This window comes from Petrocella sp. (assembly GCF_059865615.1).
This window is the reverse complement of the sequence record NZ_JCBCDA010000049.1, coordinates 1-19,072: the sequence shown is the minus strand read 5'-3', so window position 1 is coordinate 19,072 and position 19,072 is coordinate 1. Positions and strand designations below refer to the sequence as shown.

The 19,072-nt window shown below is 35.0% G+C and carries 20 protein-coding genes; 10 read left to right on the top strand and 10 right to left on the bottom strand.

Annotation, left to right across the window (positions count from 1 at the left end):
* Positions 1–20: 20 nt before the first annotated feature.
* Both AC6F8J_RS05855 and AC6F8J_RS05850 read right to left on the bottom strand, forming a co-directional pair.
* Positions 21–1,298: an urease accessory protein UreH domain-containing protein gene (locus AC6F8J_RS05855; RefSeq protein WP_500721727.1), complete on the bottom strand. Its 1,278-nt coding sequence runs from the start codon at positions 1,296–1,298 to the stop codon at positions 21–23.
* A gap of 2 nt (positions 1,299–1,300) precedes the next feature.
* The gene (locus AC6F8J_RS05850; protein WP_500721725.1) at positions 1,301–1,804 is read right to left on the bottom strand and encodes a Fe-S-containing protein; all 504 of its coding nucleotides are present in this window, start codon (positions 1,802–1,804) and stop codon (positions 1,301–1,303) included.
* A 157-nt stretch (positions 1,805–1,961) separates the two neighbouring features.
* On the opposite strand from AC6F8J_RS05850, the gene AC6F8J_RS05845 reads away from it, so the two are divergent.
* The 9 genes from AC6F8J_RS05845 (at position 1,962) to AC6F8J_RS05805 (ending at position 10,303) form a co-directional block, all read left to right on the top strand.
* Complete coding sequence (locus tag AC6F8J_RS05845; protein WP_500721724.1) at positions 1,962–2,264, top strand: metal-sensing transcriptional repressor; 303 nt, start codon at positions 1,962–1,964, stop codon at positions 2,262–2,264.
* Positions 2,265–2,318: 54 nt separating this feature from the next.
* The gene (locus tag AC6F8J_RS05840; protein WP_500721722.1) at positions 2,319–4,793 is read left to right on the top strand and encodes a heavy metal translocating P-type ATPase; all 2,475 of its coding nucleotides are present in this window, start codon (positions 2,319–2,321) and stop codon (positions 4,791–4,793) included.
* Positions 4,794–4,828: 35 nt separating this feature from the next.
* Positions 4,829–5,749 carry an HD domain-containing phosphohydrolase gene (locus AC6F8J_RS05835; RefSeq protein ID WP_500721720.1) on the top strand — a complete coding sequence of 307 codons (921 nt, stop codon included), beginning with the start codon at positions 4,829–4,831 and terminating at the stop codon, positions 5,747–5,749.
* A 22-nt stretch (positions 5,750–5,771) separates the two neighbouring features.
* Complete coding sequence (locus AC6F8J_RS05830) at positions 5,772–7,478, top strand: MCP four helix bundle domain-containing protein (RefSeq protein WP_500721718.1); 1,707 nt, start codon at positions 5,772–5,774, stop codon at positions 7,476–7,478.
* 121 nt (positions 7,479–7,599) lie between these two features.
* Positions 7,600–8,073 (top strand): hypothetical protein, encoded by a 474-nt coding sequence (locus AC6F8J_RS05825; RefSeq protein ID WP_500721717.1) that lies wholly within the window; start codon positions 7,600–7,602, stop codon positions 8,071–8,073.
* 164 nt (positions 8,074–8,237) lie between these two features.
* On the top strand, positions 8,238–8,486 hold the full coding sequence (locus tag AC6F8J_RS05820; RefSeq protein ID WP_500721715.1) for an SHOCT domain-containing protein: 249 nt from the start codon (positions 8,238–8,240) through the stop codon (positions 8,484–8,486).
* A gap of 6 nt (positions 8,487–8,492) precedes the next feature.
* Positions 8,493–9,326, top strand: a complete 834-nt coding sequence (locus AC6F8J_RS05815; protein WP_500721714.1) for a hypothetical protein — start codon at positions 8,493–8,495, stop codon at positions 9,324–9,326.
* Between the two features lie 55 nt (positions 9,327–9,381).
* On the top strand, positions 9,382–9,516 hold the full coding sequence (locus AC6F8J_RS05810) for an LDCC motif putative metal-binding protein (protein ID WP_500721712.1): 135 nt from the start codon (positions 9,382–9,384) through the stop codon (positions 9,514–9,516).
* 199 nt (positions 9,517–9,715) lie between these two features.
* Complete coding sequence (locus AC6F8J_RS05805; RefSeq protein WP_500721711.1) at positions 9,716–10,303, top strand: VTT domain-containing protein; 588 nt, start codon at positions 9,716–9,718, stop codon at positions 10,301–10,303.
* Here the strand turns inward: AC6F8J_RS05805 and AC6F8J_RS05800 are convergent.
* The 6 genes from AC6F8J_RS05800 to AC6F8J_RS05775 are packed head-to-tail and all read right to left on the bottom strand — an operon-like array spanning position 10,190 to position 12,315.
* On the bottom strand, positions 10,190–10,447 hold the full coding sequence (locus tag AC6F8J_RS05800; protein ID WP_500721710.1) for an HD domain-containing phosphohydrolase: 258 nt from the start codon (positions 10,445–10,447) through the stop codon (positions 10,190–10,192). The two genes, AC6F8J_RS05805 and AC6F8J_RS05800, sit on opposite strands and share 114 nt — an antisense overlap.
* A complete protein-coding gene (locus AC6F8J_RS05795; protein WP_500721708.1) occupies positions 10,431–10,649 on the bottom strand; it encodes a hypothetical protein in 219 nt (72 codons plus the stop codon). The genes AC6F8J_RS05800 and AC6F8J_RS05795 overlap by 17 nt, the downstream gene beginning before the upstream one ends.
* Positions 10,650–10,695: 46 nt before the next feature.
* A complete protein-coding gene (locus AC6F8J_RS05790; protein ID WP_500721706.1) occupies positions 10,696–10,866 on the bottom strand; it encodes a hypothetical protein in 171 nt (56 codons plus the stop codon).
* Positions 10,867–10,910: 44 nt separating this feature from the next.
* Positions 10,911–11,129 (bottom strand): hypothetical protein, encoded by a 219-nt coding sequence (locus AC6F8J_RS05785; RefSeq protein WP_500721705.1) that lies wholly within the window; start codon positions 11,127–11,129, stop codon positions 10,911–10,913.
* A 42-nt stretch (positions 11,130–11,171) separates the two neighbouring features.
* Positions 11,172–12,209: a CheR family methyltransferase gene (locus tag AC6F8J_RS05780; protein ID WP_500721704.1), complete on the bottom strand. Its 1,038-nt coding sequence runs from the start codon at positions 12,207–12,209 to the stop codon at positions 11,172–11,174.
* Positions 12,157–12,315 carry a chemotaxis protein CheB gene (locus AC6F8J_RS05775; protein WP_500721702.1) on the bottom strand — a complete coding sequence of 53 codons (159 nt, stop codon included), beginning with the start codon at positions 12,313–12,315 and terminating at the stop codon, positions 12,157–12,159. The genes AC6F8J_RS05780 and AC6F8J_RS05775 overlap by 53 nt, the downstream gene beginning before the upstream one ends.
* Before the next feature lie 361 nt (positions 12,316–12,676).
* On the opposite strand from AC6F8J_RS05775, the gene AC6F8J_RS05770 reads away from it, so the two are divergent.
* Positions 12,677–14,248 carry a diguanylate cyclase domain-containing protein gene (locus AC6F8J_RS05770; protein ID WP_500721700.1) on the top strand — a complete coding sequence of 524 codons (1,572 nt, stop codon included), beginning with the start codon at positions 12,677–12,679 and terminating at the stop codon, positions 14,246–14,248.
* A 30-nt stretch (positions 14,249–14,278) separates the two neighbouring features.
* Here AC6F8J_RS05770 and AC6F8J_RS05765 read toward each other — a convergent pair whose 3' ends face one another.
* On the bottom strand, positions 14,279–17,104 hold the full coding sequence (locus AC6F8J_RS05765; protein WP_500721699.1) for an EAL domain-containing protein: 2,826 nt from the start codon (positions 17,102–17,104) through the stop codon (positions 14,279–14,281).
* 184 nt (positions 17,105–17,288) lie between these two features.
* The gene (locus tag AC6F8J_RS05760) at positions 17,289–18,659 is read right to left on the bottom strand and encodes an anti-sigma-I factor RsgI family protein (protein WP_500721697.1); all 1,371 of its coding nucleotides are present in this window, start codon (positions 18,657–18,659) and stop codon (positions 17,289–17,291) included.
* Between the last annotated feature and the right edge of the window lie 413 nt (positions 18,660–19,072).

Below are 19,072 nucleotides of genomic sequence, written 5' to 3'. Positions count from 1 at the left end.
ATATTATAGTTTATCTTGCCTTACTCTTCAATAACCTCGATATAACTGGATATCATACCCATCCAACAAGTATAAGCCATCTTGCCGGTTTCTCTGGGTGTGAAATAGATGATGTTTTCTCCGGGCGCCAAAGTATATTCTGTGCCGAGCGATGGAATGGTGATTGGATTATTACAACCGTTAATAGTATCTGCATCAGCATAGATTATAAAACGTACAGGAATATCTTTTATTACCTGGATAGGTGCATAACTGTTTCTTGTAAGATTGACGCGTACCTCCTGAAGGTCCTTATTAATAACCGTTGATAAGACTTGATTACCATTGTATTGAAAAGGCAATAGTATACCAGCAAGCGCAGCACCTCGAGTAAACATAGTAAAGCCTAGTACAAAGATTAAAACACCACTGTACTTCATAATGTTTTTTGAGAATTTGTGATTCAGTAGTGAACTTATAAAGCCTAGACTGAACATTAACGGGAAGGTGCCAAGGCTAAAATAAAACATAGATAAAGCGCCTCTTACAATACTACCAGTTCCAAGGGCATATAATTGCATAGATTGTAAAGGACCACAGGGCATGAAGCCATTAGCCAGTCCAACAAAAAAAGGACCTTTTTTAGACATCTTAAATAAAGCCTTTTGTAATGATTTTGGGAGCTTAAGTTTCGGTAATTGAAGATCAAAAAGCTTGAGCATGCGTATTGCCATTAATACCATTATGAAACTAACAAATAAAGTCACATAACCTCTAGCTTGTCCGCTAAAGCTTAAAACAGACCCTACACCTCCGATAACACCACCGATGATTGTGTATGAAGTGATACGTCCAAGGTTATATAAGAGGCTTGGTTCAAAAGTGCCAGCTTCTCGATATTTATTACACTGACTGATATTGATGCCACCGCACATAGCGATACAATGAACAGATGTTAAGAGCCCTACAATAAATAGAGCACCATAGCCCATATGTTGACGAATATTAGGCAAAAAGTCAAATGAAATGTTATTACCATATTTGAGAACCAGAAAACCTAAGACAGTAAGGACAATAATGATTAGTAAATTAGTTCTTTTTGAATCAACACGATTGGCCGATACATAATAACCCGAACTTTCAATATCTGTAATGATCTTTTCTAAGTTTATGATTGAATCGTCATATTCTAGATGAACCAGATTTTTTGAAGCCTTTGCTTTTATATCAATTATTCCTGAGTTTTGGTAAATCGCTTCAGTAATTTTCTTTTCACATTGGGTACATGTCATACCTTCTATATGTAACTTTTTTTTCATAATTATCTCTTCCAGTTTGCAAAAAGAGGTTCAAAAGCTGCTAGGGATTCAGGGTTAATAGCGATGGTGGTATCATTTTCCGTCTTCATATTTTCAACGATAGGAACCGGGTTACAACCACCTTTTATGAGCTCAATTTGGTCGATTGTAAATTGATTTCCACAATTGTTACAGATAAGAACATTGCCAAGTTGTTCATAATACCCTCTACCAGAGTTATAACAAACTTGACAAGTATTAAGTGCTGTACGTACACTATCATCATTAGCTCTTACTGCGATGATTTCCATATAAGTACCATTGGATTCGTAAGGGTAAAAAGAAGCGGTTTTCGTGATGTCTGCTTTGTCAATAATGAGTTCGCCTGCAGTGTTTGATACTAAGACTTCAGGTACTGGATCTTTGCCAGTTGCCAAAGTGAGTGCTACAACCAATAGGATTGCAATTAGTCCAGAACTCAGATATAGCCAATTTCTTTTGTTCGATTGCTTGTTTGTTTTTTTCATCATAACCTCCAAAGTTAATGTTTTATTCCATCATACATATCTTGTGTGGATTTTTAATGGATTTTTGAAAAATAAAGAGTTAGTAAATACCGAATAAAAACATCGACTTTACATACCCTACAGGGGTATGGTATATTGAATTAAAGGAGGTGTTGTTATGGAACAGTCCCACATCAATCAAAAGGTACCAACAGAAAAATCAATAAAAAGTCAAAAGTCTGTTATGGACAGGTTAAGTAAAATAGAGGGTCAGATACGTGGCATAAAAAATATGATTGAGCAAGAAGCATATTGCGATGATATTATTAACCAAATAGAAGCTTCACGATCTGCACTTCATTCTGTTCAAATTATTTTATTAGAGAGCCATATTAAAAATTGTGTTATTGATCAGTTACAACAGGGTGATTCTGGTGCTGTAGATGAAATATTAAAAACGATTAAGAAACTAACGAAATAAATAAAAATAATTACAACTATGATGTTAACAACACAATTCGAAAGGAGACCCAAAATGTCAAAAATAAATAATACAAAACAAGTTGGATTCAAAGTGGATGGCATGTCTTGCAGTAGTTGCTCGAACAATATTGAAAAAAAATTAAATGCTTTAAAAGGCATAGTAAGTGCGAATATAAGTATTGCTACTGAAAAAGGTCATGTAGAGTATGATGATCAAATAGTCGACATTAAGACGATTCTAACAACAGTAGATAATCTGGGATATAAAGCAATATTAGAGGAGGAAAAAGACACACAAAAAATATCATTAAGAGTCAAAGGTATGAGTTGTACAGCTTGTGCAAGTAGTATAGAAAAATCGTTAAATATTGTAGACGGTGTTATAAGTGCTAATGTTAACTTTGCAGTTGAAAAGTTAACCATTGAATATGAACCTATAAAAGTAAGGCTTATAGATCTTCAGAAGAAGGTGGCTTCACTTGGGTATGAACTCAATCTTGATGAAGAAGAAAATGATGGTATTGATGAAGATGAATTAAAAATGAATCAAGCAAAAAAAACTATGATGATATCAAGTATTTTCACAGGTGCTATTATGGGCCTTATGATGATTCATATGTTTGTATATCCTATTCCGGGTTACTTGCCGATTATTGCCGTCTTAGGGCTTCCGATTATATTTGGAACCGGTTTACATGTTCATGTTGGAAGCTGGAAGGCACTAAGAAATAAAAGTCCAAATATGGATGTTTTAGTAACATTAGGTTCACTTCCACCGTATCTGATAGGTTTGCTTGGACTATTTTTTCCTATACAAGCGTTTATAGAAATGGCAACAACCATTATGACATTTCATTTAGTAGGTAAATATTTGGAGGCACGTGCTAAAGGTAGAGCTTCTCAAGCTATAAAAAAATTACTACAAATGGGTGCCAAGACTGCAAAAATCATTGTTGACGGTGAAGAAATTGAAATTCCAACTAGAGACTTGCAAGTAGGGGATCTTATGGTGATACGTCCTGGTGAAAAGGTTCCTACGGATGGTATTATTGTTGATGGTCATGGTTTGCTGGATGAATCAATGGCTACAGGAGAATCCATGCCTGTAAAACGTCAAAAAAATGATGAAGTCATAGGTGCAACAATAAACAAGCAAGGCTTATTAAAAGTGGAAGTAACTAAAGTTGGAAAAGATACATTTTTATCTCAAGTTGTCAAAATGATGGAAGAATGTCAAGGATCAAAAGTTCCGATTCAAGAATTTGCAGATCGTATTACAGGCTATTTTGTTCCGGCGATCATTATCATTACTTTTGGTACTTTTACTTCCTTTAACCTTTTCCCTGAGTTTCACTTAGGTATTATTAATTGGGGCGCATCATTCCTGCCATGGGTTAATCCTGATCTTTCACCACTTACTTTAGCATTTATAACATCGACTGCCGTATTGGTAATCTCTTGCCCATGTGCTTTAGGATTGGGAACACCTACAGCATTAATGGTAGGAAGTGGAATGGGTGCAGAAAATGGCATACTTATTAGAAATGGTGAAGCCATTCAAACATTTAAAGAAATAAAAGCCATAGCCTTTGATAAGACAGGAACGCTTACAAAAGGAAAACCAGAAGTAACAGACCTGATTACCGTAAATGACGTCGATGAAAAAGAATTATTATACTATGCTGGAACAATAGAAAATGGCTCTGAACATCCTTTAGCCCATGCGATTGTTGAAAAAGCAAAAAAAGATCAAATCAAATTAGGTGATGTCATTGATTTTAATGCAATCGTTGGTATGGGTGTAAAAGGTACAATAGATGGTGAGAATATACTTGTAGGCAATAGAAAACTGATGTCTGAGAACAACATTTCTTATGATCAGTATGAACAAGCATTAATAAGATTGGAAGAAGAAGCAAAAACGGCTATGTTACTTGCAAAAGGGAATCAACTATTGGGTATTATAGCGGTAGCAGATCCAATAAAGGAAGATTCAGCAGAGGCTATAAGAGCTCTTGAAGCTATGGGTATCAAGACAGCTATGATTACAGGAGATAACAAAAGAACAGCTGCAGCAATCGGGAAAAAGTTGGGAATTAGCCAAGTTATTGCTGAGGTTTTACCGGATGGTAAGGTTGAAGAAGTAATTAAATTGCAAAAGCTGTATAAAACAGTTGCAATGGTAGGAGATGGTATTAATGATGCGCCAGCCCTCAAACAGGCTAATGTTGGAATAGCTATTGGAACCGGAACAGATATTGCCATTGAAGCGGCAGATGTCACTCTGGTTAGAGGAGAACTTAGCGGCATAATATCAGCAATCAAACTATCCAGAGCGATATTTACAAAAATTAAGCAAAACTATTTCTGGGCATGGTTTTATAATGCATTGTTTATCCCTGTAGCCGCACTTGGATTATTACATCCAATGCTAGGCGCTGCTGCCATGGCTATAAGTTCATTGAATGTGGTATACAACTCTTTAAGACTCAGAAAAGTAGATATTAGCCCAGGTTATGTAGCCTAATTATATTAAAAAAGTAAAAAACAGGTTGGTGGCTTATGAAGAAGAAAAAATCATTAATGAAAACATTTACTTTTTATAGTAGTATAGCGTTTTTGATAATGGGTATTACGCTTTCATATTTTTTGATACAACATGTGAATAAATTATTCAGCACATTTTATAGCGAAGTCGAGTTAAAATCACACATAATTGAACTAAATAAGTTGATTTTAATATCAATATTTTTCGGATTATTTATTCTATTTGGATTATTATATAAAGTTATAAGTCAAACCTCAAAAAAAATGGACGAGCAAAAGATGAAGCTGGAAAAACAAAATGAGGAATTAGACCATGCGTATAAAAAATTAAGCATGTCATATAAGAATACAATCAATGCTTTATCTAAAGCCATTGATGCAAGAGATCCTTATACTGCTGGTCATTCTGAAAGGGTTTCGTATATTTCAAAAGCTATTGGAAAGGTGATGAAACTACCAGAAAAGAAACTTTATGAATTAGAAATAGCTGCACTTTTACATGATGTAGGTAAACTAGGTGTACCTGATTCTATACTTAATAAAGTTGAAAAGCTCAATACTTTTGAATACAATCAAATTAAATATCATCCAGAAATTGCGGTAAATATTCTAAAAACTATAGATTTCATCAAAGAAGATTTACCATCTATTTTACATCATCATGAACGAGTCGATGGATTCGGATATCCTAATGGATTGAAAGGCGAAAATATTCCTCTTAATTCAAGAATCATTGCTGTTAGCGATGCTTATGATGCAATGACTTCAAATAGGCCATATCGTCAGGGACTTAGCCATGAAAGAGCAATTGAAGAGATGATACGAAATAAGGATACTCAATTTGATTCTAAAATAGTAGATACCTTTTTAAGTATATTTTCTGACGTTAAGTCAAGTGATGAAAATTATACTGGGATAAAACATGTAGTGACTTAATATAATTAATGGAGGAAAAAAGATGCTTAAAAAGATGAAAATCACACATAAACTTATGATGGGGTTTGCTTTATCAGCAATACTATTAATAATAATTGGTCTCATTAGCTTAATTCAGATTAATAAAGTCAATATGAATTCGATAGCGATGTATAAAGATAATCTTGTGCATATAAGAGAAATTGGAAAAATAAAAGAAAATTTTTTGCAAATCCATTCGGATCTGATATTGCTGATGAGTTATTCAGAAGTAGAAAAGAAAGAAGTATTAAAGAAAGAAATTGAATCATTAAGTAACAAGAATATGATGTTGATTGAGAGTTTTGAAACGATTAACATGGAAAATGAAGAAAGTGAATTATTAACTACATTTAGTAAGTATCATAAAAATTACATGATATCTAGAAGCAAACTCATCCTGTTAATGGAAGCAAACAAAACAGATGAGGTTCAAATAGCATTATTAGAAGTTGAGAAAGCACGACAACAAACATTTGATAGCATCAATATGTTAATTGAGTCAAACATGGAAGAAGCTAAAAATGCAAGTGAGACAAATCAAAAAATATTTAGAATTTCTGTTCAATTGATGGTAACAATTGTTGCCTTTGGCTTTTTTTTGGCAGTATTATTTGGTTATTTAATTTCTAAAAATATATTAAAAAATCTAAAAAATATATTATATTTTGCAGATGCACTGAGCGTTGGCGATCTGAGTAAAAAAATAAATATCGATACAAATGACGAAATAGGTATGCTTGCTAAAGCTTTAAATAATGCAAGTGAAAACACTAAGGAGTTAATAGAAGCAATTAGTAAGAGTTCCTCTAATATTAAAGATTCTAGTATGTCATTAACATATACTATAGATGAAATATCTGAAAAAGTCTTAAGTATTCAGAGTTCTACAAAAGAAATCTCTTTGGGTAATGAAGAATTAAGTGCAAGCACTGAAGAGGTAAATGCTTCAGTCGAAGAAATTAATTCTAATACCACAGAACTTTCAGATAAAGCTAAAGAAGGGGATGCTGCATCAAAAACAATACAAATTCGAGCAAAACAAATAAAAGAAAGAAGTATCAATGCAATAGATGTAACAAAAAAAGTGTTTAGTGAGAAACAAAAAAATATTTTAGAAGCTATCGAATCTGGAAAAGTTGTTGAAAACATTAGAATTATGGCTGATTCGATTGCAGATATATCTAGTCAAACCAATTTGTTAGCACTTAATGCAGCCATTGAATCTGCTAGAGCAGGGGAAATGGGCAAGGGATTTGCAGTGGTTGCAGATGAAATCAGAAAATTGGCAGAACAGTCATCAAAAAATGTGTCAAGTATAAGGGTTGTGATTTCCCAAGTTAATGAGGCTTTTTATAATCTTTCGATAAATGCACAAGACATTTTAAATTTTATCGAAAAAAATGTTAACCCTGACTATGAACTTTTCTTAGAGACAGCATTGAAATATCAAGAAGATGCAGCATTTATAATGACAATGTCAGAAGAAATTTCAAATGGAAGCAGGTCAATATTAAGTGAAATAGAACAAACAAGTTTAGCAATTGAGACGGTGGCATTAACTGCACAACAATCAGCAATTAGTACAGACGGTATTCTCGAAAATATAGAAGTTACAACAGCATCAATTAAAGGTGTATCTGAATCGGCTAGGGAACAATTTACTCATGCGGAAAAACTAAATCAACTAGTTAATAAATTTAGATTTTAATGTGGGAAGAAAACTATAGTATTATGAAGTTTATATATAAGAATGGTACAATTGAATAAGTGGCTAGTAAAAAGCATGTGGCATTATGCTTGTATCCAATAAGGGAAAGGAAGTTTGATAGATGATGAAACAATCAATAAGAAATTTAATAATTCAAACATTCGTAGTAGCCTTAGTAGCCTTTATAATACAACTAATTTGGGAATATAGTCAGTGCGGACTTTTTTATATTGCGGATGATCTGACTGGCCATACAAGACTCATGATCAGTGCCATAATTGGAGATATGAATATGAGTATATTACTGCTTTGGATGCTGATGTTCATAAATAAGGATGTGAATTGGTTAATAGGAAGATGGCATAGACATGACTATATGATTATGGGTTTTTACGCATTATTTTTAAGTTTTTATTTTGAAATTCATGCATTGCATACAGGCCGATGGGGATACAATTCGGATACCATGCCTATAATACCTGGAACACCTATCGGATGGTTGCCTGTTATTCAGTTACTTATACTTTTTCCAATTATATTTATGGTAAGTCGTAGATTATATATTCAGCTCTCAAAAAAGCTAAAGTCCGATTAGTATCAATGTCTTTTGTTATAGAATGCCGCCAATTGTATTCAAACCTTTGGCGGTATTTTATTACTTTCTACTTCCAACATCTATTTTAATCAATAATCATATTTCTGCCATAGTTATCCTTGATAATAGAGTTATAAAGAACTTTAGAAAAGGAGGTCATAATTATGATGTATGGAAATGGATGGTCAGGAAATGGCGGATGTGCTTTTGGATTTGGTGGTGGTTATTTTAGTATTTGGTATTTTTTAATCATAATTGGAATAATCATTATCATCTTTTCAATTGTAGGATCAAAAAAGTCTAAAACGACTTTAAGCAGTGATGCAATTGACAAACTGAAAGTATTATACGTTAATGGTGAAATCACAGAAGAAGAATTTTTAAAACGTAAAAATGTAATTGAGAGAAAGTAGGTTATTATGAAAAAAACGAATATATTATTAGTAATTATCGGAATAACGTTTTTAAGTATTGGTATAGGTGGCTACGTACTAACTAGAGACAGTGACAATGTTCAAGGACGTAATTATAGTAGAATAGACCCAATTGTGGGAGAATCTATCAGTTTCGGGGATGATTTCTTCAGTAATGGTTATAGGATGCGTGGCGTCAATGATTTCAATCAAGATGTTAACAATGGTGAGAAGTTTGAATTAGATCTGTTAAAAGGAGAAGTAGAAGATTATATTGATAGATATGATAATGGTCTTGCTATAGCGGATATATTTATTTATGAAGATAGTGAGTATTATTTTTCTATTGTTGAAGAAAGTACAGGTAGAGGTGCTATGGAGTTGCTGGTGAATCCTTTTACGAAAGAAGTTTTCCCTGAATACGGACCGAATATGATGTGGAATTTAAAATATGGTATGCATAATAACGGTGGTATGATGGGAAGAAGTATGATGGGTAACCAAAGATTTGGTAATAGGTTGGGTATGATGTCTGGTCGTGGAATCTTTGACAATTCATACGATGATGATTATATTAATAGCAACTTTATAGAAGACAATGAAATTAATAGTGAAGAGGCCTATACGATAGGTGAGGCCTATCTTATGAAAAACAATAATGAATTTACGCTCGGTGAAGCATATCATGCGTTTTATGGTTATTACACCTTCCATGTTGAAAAAGATGAGAAACCAGTAGGCATGATGAGTATTAATGGATTTACCGGTCAAGTTTGGTATCATGATTGGCATGGTGAATTAATTGAGATTATTGAAGGACATGAAAATGAAGTACAGTAACTTATAGAAAACCCATTATAATAAAATCCATATGAATTAGAAATGGAGTGATCGTATGTTAAATAAAATCAAGAGAAGTTTGAAAAAATTTATAGATAAGATTGCTGAACAAAACAAAGCAAACTATGGTGAAGGCGGAATTAATTGCTGTGAATTGAAAAATAATACAGAAAATAAAATCAAACGGTAAATACTTAAATGTGTTGAGTCCATGATGGTTACTCATAATCATGAAAAGGCTATTACACAAGCCAATCGAGTGATTGAAATTGCTGAGTGCTTTTATCAAAAAATTTTATGAAGGTCCTATTCGGTCATATTTTAAACAAATTTGGTCGGTATAATCTAATATAAGAAGAAATAGAATTCTGATATTAGGAGTGTTAAATATGATTGAATATATTAAAAACCATAAGAAAGTCATTATATCTCTAGGAATTGTTGGCATCATAGCAAGTTTAGCGTATGGCTATAAAAATGGCCTTCAAAATATCTTTGAAATTTTATTCAATGGTACTGTGGACGATTTGGTAACATTGATTCAAAGCTGGGGTATCGGGGCACCCATTGTAAGTATATTGATGATGGTTTTGCAGGCCTATATAGCGCCAATTCCCTCGTTCTTAATTGCAGGAGCTAATGGACTGGTCTTTGGCACCATTTGGGGAATTATCATATCTTGGATTGGTGGTATGCTGGGTGCTATGGGCACTTTTTATCTGGCGCGACAGCTGGGTGAAAAATTTGTGAAGAAATTTGTTCAAAGCAATAGCCTTATGGAAAAGGTAGATGAAATCAGCCAAAAGCACGGTACAAAGGTTGTCTTTATCGGTAGGTTATTACCCTTTATATCCTTTGACTTTTTAAGTTATGCAGCAGGGCTTAGCACCATGAAACCATGGCGATTTTTTCTCGCCACAGCAATAGGTATGATACCCGGTACAACGTCTTATTTCGGCGATGGCTTCATCAAGTAGAATTGCCTCTTTGTAGGGACGATCGCCAATCAAAGCATCATAGCTATCACATAAGTTCAAGATGCGGGCCCCTAGAGGAATGGCTTCACCGACGATGCCACGGGGGTAACCCAATCCGTCATAACGCTCATTCCAATATAGCATATTCGATGGCTATTTCCCCAATATCATGAACAAGTCCGGCTGTTTCATAAGCAATCCGTTGACTGTGGTCATAATCCAGAAAAGAAGTGAAACCAATAATATGTTCTCGAACCCGTTTAACGTGTTGTTCTTCCCTTGTATGTTTTTCATGTAAAGTAGACAAGATCCCTTTAATTATATTCTGATGATGATTCTTATTCATAAGTAAATTTTTCTGATACATTCGGTCTTCTGACAGCTTTAACACATCAAGAATCGGCTCTTTCTACCGTGGTTTTATCGACCTTGTTCAAGATGACCGCGAATTCATCCCCGCCATATCTGGCCACAGGAAGATGCTTTTTATGATCCACTCGGTTTAATTCCTCGTTGAAATAACGTCGCTTATAAAGTCCGGTCAATGTATCATGGAAACTCATATATTCAATGCGTTTTTTCTGAATGATTTCATCGGTAATATCTGCTAAGGTACACTGATAATAGCGCTTGTGTCCACCAACTGGTAGATAATCTGGTCCACCAATTCAGAATCTTTTTTCTCTAACTTTCGCATATGAAAATAGAGGGTATCTTGACTTTCGTGGTGAATCATATCTTGAAGCTTACTGCCTTTGTTTATGGTAGGCATGTATTTCTTGCACAGATGATTATACTCAAGAATCCTTTCTCTCATTCTGTCCATAAAATCACCTCACATTCGTAATACTTTGGTTATTGACTTAAGCTATTTTATAGTTTGGGTCTTGTTGTGACGCTCCTGAAAGGCAGCTAATTTATTTTGGCTCTGCTTAAGCTGCGTGATATCAACCAACGTCAGGATAATACCATCTATGGCATAATTGCTTGTTCGAAAAGGACGCATCTTTGCGATATAAGTATTGCCTTTGTCATCATGAATTTCTCGTTCTAGCTCCAACTGCTTGACCCGTTCCTGACTCTCCTGATTCATATTGATGGTGACTGACTTGATGTTTTTTTCGACTTGCGCATATTTAAAACTAATCAACAAATAATCCTCTTCATGCATTTCGATAAGAAAACCCTGAATAGTTAGTTTTTTTTCGTTTTGACCATATTGAATATTGTCTATTCGGACAGTTTTACGGTCGTTTTTCAATCTTCTAAGCAAATCATTGATATAGAGACTTAGCTCCTTATTGATAAGGGTCAACAGCTTGTTGGAGAAGCGTCCGGTTTGTAAGCTGAAAAAGGCTGAAACATCCTCAATGATATGGAGTATATTCACTTTGTTATCTACGATGACAGAGGGCGGGAGATTTAGGCGTAGGACTTCAACCAACATCTGTTCAAACCATAGATTTTTCCGGCTTTTTATGGAGTAACTGTCTTGATCACTGCCACGTAATGATAAGTTGGTTTCAATATGGGTATTCATTTCAAGGCCGAGTTGTGGACGATAGCTATCTCGAAAACGATAGATTTTCCATTTTGTATCAATTTTCTCAAAAGCATCGTTCATGTCACCTAAGGATTCATTGCTACCAAGAAAAAGATAGCCACCTCGATTAAACGCATAATAGAAATTATTAAGGATTTTTTGTTGATATTCACTTTTTATGTAGATGAAAAGGTTCCGACAAACAAGTAGATCTAGTTTGCTAAAAGGTGGGTCCTTAAGAATGTTATGCTTAGCAAAAATAACAAGCTTTCTTATTTTCTCATTAATCTGACAACCTTCTTCGGTACGGTTAAAGTATTTGGCAAGGACGAGCGGTTCCGGACAATACGATAGCAATGGCATGTTTTTCTTGGTCTTTTGCTAAGGATTTGAAAAAAATGTCAATAGGCAGAATTAACTGATGTTTCTCAAAAACTTGGGGCTTTAACAGGAGACGACCATCTACCATAAGCTCACCTAGGGCTTTCGTTAAATTAAGAGTATAAAAACGGTATACATTTTGCACCTGACTCAACAACACAAACTATTTTATAATAATCATTACAGGCTTATCTATAAAATTATTTTACCACAGAATGCACTAAAAATAAGCCGATTCACAGACTTTTAATCCTTATTGGCATAAAAATCTAAAAAATAGGAAGCATAGATTATTGATAGAATAAACATTATGAAAAAGATAAATTTAGGAAAGTGATGGATTTCGTTGAAAGATGCGGTTTTAAATGATAGAATATTCAGGTATATAAAGTTCTTGATATAATAGTAGTGCCTTTAGTGGTTTGGCTTTGATGAATAGATAAGAAGTTATGAAGGGGGAATGGCGTATTAAAAAACAGAAAAAAATAATTTTCCTATTTTTTTTAGTAGGATTAATGGGGGTATTGTCTGCATGTCAAAAAGAAAGTGACATTATTTTTTTGACAGAAGAAGAACAAGCTTGGTTGGACCAGCATGAAGGCCAGATCAGTATAGGGTATACGACGGATTATCCGCCAGTTGAGTTTTTGATAGCAAGTGATTATGTCGGTATCTCAGCAGATTATTTCAAGCTATTAGAAGTAAAGCTAAATACAAAATTTGAAATGGTTGAATTTGATCAGTGGAGCGACTTGATTGAAGCGGCACGGTTAAAAGAAGTGTCAGGTATAACAGCGGCTACAAAAACCCCTGAACGGAGCAAGTATTTAGACTTTACAGTGCCTTATATTATGAACCCAAACGTGATTATCACGCGTAAAAATTTCTCAGAAAAGTTAACTTTTGAAAAGCTTTCGAATTCAAGTATGGATGTATTGGTCATCGAAGAATACTCAATTGTTGAAGACCTAGAAAAGAACCATCCTAAGCTTGAATTTCGTACGGTGGCAAATACATCAGATGGATTAAGGCTCGTAGCATTTGGAGAAGCAGATGCATTTATTGTAGAAGTTATGAGCGCATCAGCAGGCATTGAACAAGATAAGATGACCAATCTAATAATCAATACAGAAATCCCTTATGACTCTAATCTATCCATTGCAACGCGAAACGATTGGCCCATGCTCAGCGCTATATTAAATAAAGGGCTTGCACAAATCACAGAAAATGAAAAACAAGACATCTTAAATAAATGGGTGCCTCTTCAAAGAAAAAGCATTGTAGAAAATCCATATTTTTGGATTGTCCTTGGGACCATCTTGATTGGACTGGGTATAATCATCATTACAGTTGTAATCTGGAATCGTCTACTAAAAAAGGCCGTTCTTGAAAAAACTGAAGAACTCATTAATAAAAACGAGCAGCTATATAGAACGAAAAAGCAACTTTTAGAAGAAATAGAAGAACGAAAAAAATCAGAAGCCCGTATCAAATTCAAATCCTATCATGATGAGTTGACGGGTTTGTTTAACCGTGCATATTATAATGAGCAGTTAGCTCATCTTGAAAAAATCAAAAAAATACCATTATCTATGGTATTAGCCGATCTAAATGGGTTAAAAATTACAAATGATACCTTGGGTCACGAGATGGGGGATCGACTGCTCATTAAAATAGCTGAAATACTAAAAGCAAGTTGTGATGAGAAAGATATTGTTGCCCGCATAGGTGGGGACGAGTTTGTTGTCTTGATGCCAGATCGTACAGAACAAATGGCACAATCTCTTTGTAAAAAGATAAAAATCGCTTGTGAAGAAGCAGAGATGGACCCGATTAAGCTGTCAGTGGCACTTGGGCATTCAGAAAGAGTTGACTTAGATCAGAGTTTGCAATCTGTGTTTAAAAAAGCAGAAGACCAAATGTATGATAACAAGATGCAAGAAAGCGAAAGTACCTATAGAGGTATCTTAGAGTCACTTAAGAAGAAGTTAAGAGCCACTATGGAAGAAAGTCCAGAGTGACTTTTATACTACATGTAAAGATATAAGGCACTAACTATAATCTAGAAGGTATTGATTAAAGGCTTGTAAATCAATGGGGCGACTGAAATAATACCCTTGGGCAATGGTGCCAGCAGTTTGGTTTAATAAGTCGGCTTGTTCTTTGTGTTCAACACCTTCTGCTATGATACTAATACCCATGACATCGGCTAAATGAGTGATCAACTTATAGATTTCATAGGATTTCTTTTGAATATGGATGTTGTCAATAAATGTCTTATCAATCTTAAGAATATCGAAGGATAACTTATCAAGGTAAGCAAGAGAAGAATAGCCTTTACCAAAATCATCAAGTGCTATTTTTACTTGAAGTGCCTTAAGGCTTTGGAAGATTTCGTTTGCGCGCTCCAGATTTTCAAAGCCCATATCCTCAGTGACTTCAATGGTTAACCATGTGGGATCAATCCCTGAGCGTTCTAGAATATGTTGTAGAGCCGGAATCATGGCTTTGTCAGTAAAAGTTGTGGAAGTCATGTTGACAGATATTTCCAAATGGGTGTAAAGTGCCTGCCATTTTTTAATCTCAGAACAGGTACGCTTTATCATGAAGAGGTCAAGTTCCTTCATCAAACCATTTCTTTCAGCAACCGGTAGAAAATCATTGGGTAAGACAAGCCCTCTTGTAGGGTGTTGCCATCTTACTAAGACCTCACCACCAACCACCTTTTCTTCAGGGAGGATGAGTTGAGGTTGTACGTATACTATGAATTCTTCATTTACCAAGCCTCTTTTAATCTCTTCTATCAACTCTCTTTCTCTGACATAAGCATTGTAAATGTCAAATTCAAAAACTAAAAATTGATCGATACTTAAGAAGTTGTGGATGTAATCCATGGTATGTTCAGCATATTTATAGAGTTCTTCAAAGCTATTGCCGTGGTCCGGAAACTTTGTGACGGCAATACTTGCTGTGAAATGTTGCAAGACAACGTTGGAATCACAATAAGTTTCAGTGATATTTCGAATCTGACGAATACGTTCTTCCACAGACGTAGAGGCTTTATCATAAGCAATTAAGACAAAGGATGCGCCAGTCATACGGCCTAGTATTAAATGTTCGTCAAGAATAGCCATCAATTCTTGAGCATATTCAAGAATTACCTGATCACCCATTTGTTGTCCTAGTCGGTCGTTGATGTCTTTGAAGTTGTCAATATTGATATAATACATTTGGCCTTCATAACCTTTAGCAATCAGACTGTCCGTTTTGGAAGTGAGGCCATATTTGTTAGGTAAGTAGGTGAGTTGATCATTGGCAAAAAGGAAAGTAAGTCTTTCATTTTCTGATTTATTGATGAGATAGCGAATGTAATAACCTCCAAAAAAGATGAGATTAAGGATAATAAACCCGCTTAAGAGCATCAAGCCATAATAATTCTTTTGCGCTTTTTTAGGGATAGAATGAAGGCTTATTCGATTAATATGATCTATATCAGTGATGAGAATAGCTTTGTTGATGATGGACATAAGTAGGGGAGAGGCATTGTTGATATATAGATGCTGGGTTGCCATCTCATCAAGGGTATGTATCGCCGATAAGGCTTCTTCACTTTCTGTGAGCCTATAATAATCAAGGACATGCTTTGGAAGAAGGATGTAATCAACATTACTATTTTGCAAACGCTGGATCAAGTTATCATAGCTTGTTTCATATTTAATATGGCCTTTATTAAGAGCCTTCATCAATGCGCTATCCAATTCATTATCGAACAACAAACCAAGGGTATAGGCTCTTAGGCCATATAGATCATCAATGTCTAAACGACCAGGCAAGCCTACGACGACATAAGGCGTCTCCATATAGGCCAGTGAAGGAAAAAAATCTTCTATGTCTTTGTGGGTAAAAGTTAACATAGTAACATCATGCACTGAATAGTCTTTTGCAAGAGTATCTTTTTCACCAAGTACAAGATGAAGTTCTAGACCTGTAATGCGCTCAATCTCTTGTATGATACCAACAGTTGAACCATATAGTTTATCATCCTTTTGAAGGGCATAAGGCTTATCAAGGCTAATGCCAATGGAGATAGAAGGGTTACTTGAGAGAAAGTCGAGCTCATCTTTTTTTAGTATGGCCTTAAAGAGTGATTTTCTAGTAGCGTAAAGATCATTTTTAAGAATGGCATCAAGATCACCTGTACGTTCTAGATGGTGAATTGCTTTCCTAAGAATATTAGGAAGAGGCGTCTCTTCACTGGGGATTGCTATAAAAATATCTTCAATGGCTTGCTTTAAGATGAAGTTATTAACAGCATGAATCTGATTATCTAGTAGCAGTAGAGGATGGTCGGACTGAAGGAAAAAACCATCAATGAGACCATCATTTAAGGCAGCATGAAGACTTTCTAAGTCGTCATAGATGCTTACAATATGACCCATGGCTTCTAGGTCATATGAAAATACAGGTAAATCAGAAGAAATAAGACCAATGTTTTTACGAGATAGCTCATCTAAGCGGTGATAAGACTTTTCTTTGGCATAGTAGGAAAAACGTTGTTTTGATAAAACAAGTTGGGTTTGGTCTTTGAAATAGAGGGTAGAAGGCTTATCTGATATAACAAAATCCACATCGGCTTTTGAATAAAGCAAATTTAAATCTGTAAGGTTAGAAAACGATTGTATAAATTTTTTGTCATCAAAACTTCGGATGTCATCCACATAGAAGTAGAGTTCATCCGCCAAATGGTCTTCAATCCATTGAATCTCAGCATCACTAAGATCCAGTAAAGGCGGTTGATGAAGAACCAATATAAGAATATAGAGGATAATCGCGATAGAACCAGTGATGCCTAGAAAGTACTTTTGTTTTGTATTCATCCGCTTGCCTCCATCTTAAGAAAAATGGGTTATAGGGTCAAAATTATCTTGACGCCGTAACGATAAACTTATTGTAACATAGAAAATAAACAAAACAAGACTAAGAAGTCATAATATTGTGAAGGAAAAAGGATAAAGCAGACAGCCTTATCCTCTTATCGTAAAAACATGATGGTTGTTCTTATTATCTCTTAGAATTTGGATTTGGTGATGTTGAAGGCTTATTAGTTGGTGGTGTTGGCGGTGAGGAGGTATTGCTAGCAGGCAGTGCCGACTTTGAAACATTATTGTTTTCGGGCCTTACGACTTGAGCTTCATCACTTGCTTGACTTGGCAAGGCAGATTGGTCTTTTTCAGGCGCCTGCTCTGGAGGCTCGGTGCTTTCAGGCCTTGTGACTTGAGCTTGGTCAATTGCTTGACGTGGTAAGGCAGATTGATCATTTTCAGTTGCCTGCTCTGGAGGTTCAGTGCTCTCGGGCTTTGAAACTTGAACTTGATCATTTGCATGACTTGGTAAAGAAGTAGGATCATTATTGTCTTGTTCTTGTTTAGGAGCGGCTTTATCCTCTGAATCAGAATCTGAATCTGATTCCATATTGATGTTTTCATAAGCTCTATTGGAGGCTTGAGGCGGCAAACGCTTCATATAATTGATTTCTTCAAGGAAAAAATTATCATGATTTGAACGGGTAAAAATCAAAGAACCTTGTGCTAAAGTAAGGATATCATTGGGCGTTGGCCTTGTGGACACTATAAGAGGTCTTGTCTGGGTTAGGATGTCATATGTCGTCGAATCATCACGAAGGATGATTTTAACAGGGTTTTCATTGTTCATATCTGCATTTGGTAATGCATCACCAACAATAGCTTCAACACGACTTAAGTTAATGTCATTATGGTCTTTTGCCTGAGGATCTAGTGTTTCTCGACCTAGAGAGCGAGTAGACTTTGTATCTTCAGCACGTTCAACACCTTCGATATAGACAAATTGGTATTTTGCCCTATTTGCAACCATATAAGATTCAATCTGTTCTTCGAGTACAAGATCTTGAGTTGTATTAAGTTTGGTATCACTACGTTTTAGAACAGTTGAAGATAGGAGAATCATATCACGGTCAACCAAATAGGCTTTGTCTTGTGCCAAAAGTATAATTTGTGACAATGCGTCCTCTAAGTCTTTATTAAGCAGAGAACGGTTAAGGATTTGCCGACCATCTTCATTATAAGACTTATAACCAATAACAATACCGGATTGGTCAAGATTAAGCTCTATACTTGGATTAATATCAATAGAGACAACGGCATAGATCTCACGCGTGTTATTTTGGCCCAAGGCCACAATGCTGGTAAGTATAAGCACAAGAATAAGAGCAAGCATGGAGCTGGCTCTTTTATAATTAAACAATAGGAAGCCTCGATAGATATCTCGTTTAGTGAATTCTATACGCTGGCCTACTTTTACATTAGTCCTAGGTTTGAGCTTGTCGATTGTCATTTGATCGGTCATAACAATCATGAAGTTGTCTTCAATCCTTGTAATTAATCCATGCGCCATTATAATACCCACTCTCTACATAAGTATAAATACCTATGATATACTGCTATTGAACTATTTAATTTTATTATATCACGTTTATACACCAGAGTTATGAATGAATCGTGAACAAAAACTTGTTTTTGGACGAATGTTAGATATTATGCTTTAAATGGAATATTGTGTGACAGTTAGAGGTATTTTTCTTAAGTTGTATCAATAAAATGCCAATAATCCCCATAATTGTAAAGAATTTCCTTGTAATATAATAGGATTAAGGGTAATATGTCAGTAGGGAAAACATTCATGAACCTATATGAATGTGTATGAACAGAGGGGATTCAAAATGAATCCAATAAATGATAACAATTACATAAAACAATTTTCACCAGTGGTAATAACATCCCTTTGAAAGGGTATGGTATTGCTGATTT